This window comes from Pseudomonas agronomica (assembly GCF_025917275.1).
In the GTDB taxonomy this organism is placed as follows: domain Bacteria; phylum Pseudomonadota; class Gammaproteobacteria; order Pseudomonadales; family Pseudomonadaceae; genus Aquipseudomonas; species Aquipseudomonas agronomica.
This window is the reverse complement of the sequence record NZ_JAOSHO010000456.1, coordinates 1-3,963: the sequence shown is the minus strand read 5'-3', so window position 1 is coordinate 3,963 and position 3,963 is coordinate 1. Positions and strand designations below refer to the sequence as shown.

Sequence of the window (3,963 nt, the reverse complement as noted above, 5' to 3'; positions counted from 1 at the left end):
GTGGGAGCGAGCTTGCTCGCGATGAGGCCCTGACGGCCAGCGCAAGGCTGCCGATCCAGCTAGGGCCGATAAGCCCGCACAAACAACCCCACCACTTCCTGCACATGAGCCTCGGCCGACTCGGCGTCCTGCGGCCCATCGCAGCCGTACAGCAATCGGAAATTCGCCGCGCCCTTGATCAGGCAGAAGAAATGCTCGGCGGCATTGCGCGGTTTGTCGATGTTCAAGGCGCCGCTCTGGTTGACCTTGGTCAGCAACCGCTCCATGCCTGAGAGCATGCGTTGCGGCCCGGCCTCGTAGAAAATCGTCGAGAGCTTCGGATCCTGGCTGCCCAAGGCAATCATCAACCGATGCAAGTTGACCGATTCGTCGCTGTTGATCAGTTGATTGAACCCCCGGGCGATGTTCAGCAGGACATGCTCGATGGGAACCCCATCAGGCCATTCGAAAAAAAGCGTCGGTACCTGCTCCTCGCACTTGGCAATCACAGCGGCGGCAAACAGCGTTTCCTTGTCGTTGAAATGGCTGTAGACCGTCAGCTTCGACACGCCGGCCTCGGTCGCCACCGCATCCATGCTGGTGCTGGCGTAACCCAGGCTCAGGAAAAGATTCTTCGCCGCATCGAGGATGGCCTGGCGCTTGGCCAGATCCTTCGGACGGCCGGGGCCGCTGGGAGGGGGAGGATTGTTCGACATTCTTCGCTTTTAATACTGGACTGGTGAGTTTGCTATTAATAACATACTCGCCAGTATAATTATTCCAAGCACCATTAGCGAAAGGTCATCCACCATGTTCCGCTATGTCCTGCCCCTCGCCCTGCCAGTCAGCCTGGCTTTTTTATTGTCTGCGTGCGGCCACGATGAGCCGGTGGCTGCTATCGTCCGCCCCGCCATGGTGGTCAAGCCAGAGCCTTCGGCCCAGGCAACGGAGAGTTACCCCGGTGAAGTGCGCGCGCGGTTCGAGCCAGACCTTGCCTTCCGCATTGGTGGCAAAGTGAGCCGACGACTGGTCGAAGAAGGCCAGCGGGTCAAGGCCAATCAACCCTTGGCTGAACTCGACCCTGAAGATGTACGCCTGCAATTGGAAGCGAGCCGGGCCCAGGTCGCCGCCGCCGAGGCCAACCTGAGCCTGGTGCGCGCCGAGCGCGACCGCTACAAGACCTTGATGGACCGCCAGATGGTCAGCCGCTCCCAATACGACAACGCCGAGAATCTCTATCGCTCCGGGGCCGCGCGGCTCAAGCAGATCAAGGCTGAGTTCGACGTTGCCAGCAACCAGGCCAGCTATTCAGTGCTGCGCGCTCCTCAGGATGGCGTCGTGGCCCGGCGATCGGTGGAAGTGGGACAAGTGGTGGCGGCCGGACAAACGGTCTTTACCTTGGCCACTGACGGCGAGCGTGAAGTATTGATCAGCCTGCCGGAGCAGGGCTTTGGCCGGTTCAAGATCGGCCAGCCGGTTTCGGTGGAGCTGTGGAGCCAACCCGATCAGCGTTTCAGCGGGCACATTCGCGAGCTGTCGCCGGCCGCCGATCCGAAATCCCGTACCTTCGCCGCCCGCGTCGCCTTCACTGCCGGCAGCGTCCCGGCGGAACTGGGGCAGAGCGCCCGGGTATTTATCCAATCGGCGGACAAGGTCTCGCTGTCCGTGCCGCTGTCGGCCCTCACCGCCGAGAACGGCGCCACCTATGTCTGGGTGGTTGACGCCAACAACACATTGAAGAAAATCCCGGTCCGTGTCGGTGCCTTTGGCGAAAAGTCCGTGCCGGTGCTTGAAGGTCTGAGCGCCAATGACTGGGTGGTGGCCGCTGGCGTGCACGTGCTCCTCGATGGCCAGCAGGTCCGGCCAGTGGATCGCTCCAACCGCGTGGTCAACCTGGCGGACAAGGAGTAATCCCCGATGGGTTTCAATCTCTCCGAATGGGCGTTGCGTAACCGCCAGATCGTACTGTTCCTGATGCTGTTGCTGGCAATCGTCGGGGCGCTTTCCTACACCAAGCTCGGCCAAAGCGAGGACCCGCCGTTTACCTTCAAGGCCATGGTCATTCGCACGGTGTGGCCGGGGGCGACAGCCGAGGAAGTGTCGCGCCAAGTCACCGAACGTATCGAAAAGAAACTGATGGAGACTGGCGATTACGAAAAGATTGTCTCGTTCTCTCGCCCGGGCGAATCCCAGGTGACGTTTGCGGCGCGCGACTCGCTGCACTCCAAGCAGATTCCCGAGCTGTGGTACCAGATCCGCAAGAAGATCGGCGATATCCGCCAGACCTTGCCGCCCGGTATCCAGGGGCCGTTTTTCAACGATGAGTTCGGTACGACTTTCGGCAATATCTACGCACTGACCGGTGACGGCTTCGACTACGCCGTGCTGAAGGATTATGCCGACCGTATCCAGATCCAGCTGCAGCGGGTCAAGGACGTGGGCAAGGTCGAGCTGGTCGGCCTGCAGGACGAGAAAATCTGGGTCGAACTGTCGAACGTCAAACTGGCGACCCTCGGCCTGCCGCTGGCGGCCGTGCAGCAAGCCCTGGAGGCGCAGAACGCGGTGTCCACCGCCGGATTCTTCGAGACCGGCAGCGAGCGATTGCAGCTACGGGTCTCGGGGAATTTCCAGACGGTGGAAGAGATCCGCAATTTTCCGATCCGCGTGGCTGATCGCACCTTCCGCATCGGCGATGTGGCGGAGGTTCGGCGTGGCTTCAATGATCCACCCGCGCCGCGCATGCGTTTCATGGGAGAAGATGCCATCGGCCTGGCCGTGGCGATGAAGGAGGGCGGTGACATCCTGGTATTGGGCAAGGCCCTCGAGGTCGACTTTGCCCGGATCCAGAACACCCTGCCGGCCGGCATGCAGTTGCGCAAGGTCTCGGACCAGCCGGCGGCGGTGAAGACCGGCGTTGGCGAGTTTGTCCAGGTGCTGGTGGAAGCACTGACGATCGTGTTGCTGGTGAGCTTCTTTTCCCTGGGATTGCGCACCGGAATGGTGGTGGCGCTGGCGATTCCGCTGGTGCTGGCGATGACCTTCGCGGCGATGTATTACCTGGGCATCGGCCTGCACAAGATTTCCCTCGGCGCGCTGGTCCTGGCGCTGGGGCTGCTGGTGGACGACGCGATCATTGCGGTGGAGATGATGGCGATCAAGATGGAGCAGGGCTTCGACCGGATCAAGGCGGCCAGCTTCGCCTGGACCAGCACGGCGTTTCCGATGCTCACCGGCACCTTGATCACGGCGGCGGGGTTCTTGCCGATCGCCACCGCCCAGTCGGGCACGGGCGAATACACCCGCTCGATTTTCCAGGTGGTGACCCTTGCACTGCTGGCGTCCTGGGTCGCTGCGGTGGTGTTCGTGCCCTACCTCGGGGAAAAATTCCTGCCGGACCTGGCGAAAATTCACGCGGCCAAACATGGCACGGTCGACGGCCAGCCGGATCCCTACGGCACGCCGTTTTACCAGCGTGTGCGGCGACTGGTGGAATGGTGCGTGCGTCGGCGCAAGACGGTCATCACACTGACCGTGTTGTTGTTCGTGGGCTCGGTGGTCCTGTTCCGTTTTGTCCCGCAGCAGTTTTTCCCGGCGTCGGGACGCCTGGAGTTGATGGTCGACCTGAAACTGGCCGAAGGCGCTTCACTGGTCAACACCGCCGAGCAGGTCAAGCGCCTGGAAGCGTTGCTCAAGGACCACGCTGGTATCGACAATTACGTCGCGTATGTCGGCACCGGTTCACCGCGTTTCTACTTGCCGCTGGATCAACAATTGCCGGCGCCGAGCTTCGCCCAATTCGTGGTGCTGGCCAAGACCATCGAAGACCGTGAGCCGCTGCGCAGTTGGCTGATCACTACCTTGAATGAGCAGTTTCCAACCTTGCGCTCGCGGGTGACGCGCCTGGAAAACGGTCCGCCGGTGGGCTACCCGGTGCAGTTTCGCGTGACGGGCGAGCACATCGAGGAAGTCAGGGCCCTGGCGCGG

Annotated in this window: 3 protein-coding genes; 2 read left to right on the top strand and 1 reads right to left on the bottom strand. The window is 61.8% G+C overall.

Annotated elements, in window-relative coordinates; genetic code table 11:
• Positions 1-59: 59 nt before the first annotated feature.
• Positions 60-695 (bottom strand): TetR/AcrR family transcriptional regulator C-terminal domain-containing protein, encoded by a 636-nt coding sequence (locus OC610_RS22605; RefSeq protein WP_264430918.1) that lies wholly within the window; start codon positions 693-695, stop codon positions 60-62.
• 94 nt (positions 696-789) lie between these two features.
• On the opposite strand from OC610_RS22605, the gene OC610_RS22600 reads away from it, so the two are divergent.
• Positions 790-1,890 (top strand): efflux RND transporter periplasmic adaptor subunit, encoded by a 1,101-nt coding sequence (locus tag OC610_RS22600; protein WP_264430916.1) that lies wholly within the window; start codon positions 790-792, stop codon positions 1,888-1,890.
• 6 nt (positions 1,891-1,896) lie between these two features.
• Positions 1,897-3,963 (top strand): efflux RND transporter permease subunit (locus tag OC610_RS22595; RefSeq protein ID WP_264430914.1); only part of this gene is annotated, 2,067 nt, incomplete at its 3' end.

Coding starts and splice junctions, on each gene's coding strand:
- OC610_RS22605 (WP_264430918.1), bottom strand. CDS start 695: ATGTCGAACAATCCTCCCCCTCCCAGCGGCCCCGGCCGTCCGAAGGAT.
- OC610_RS22600 (WP_264430916.1), top strand. CDS start 790: ATGTTCCGCTATGTCCTGCCCCTCGCCCTGCCAGTCAGCCTGGCTTTT.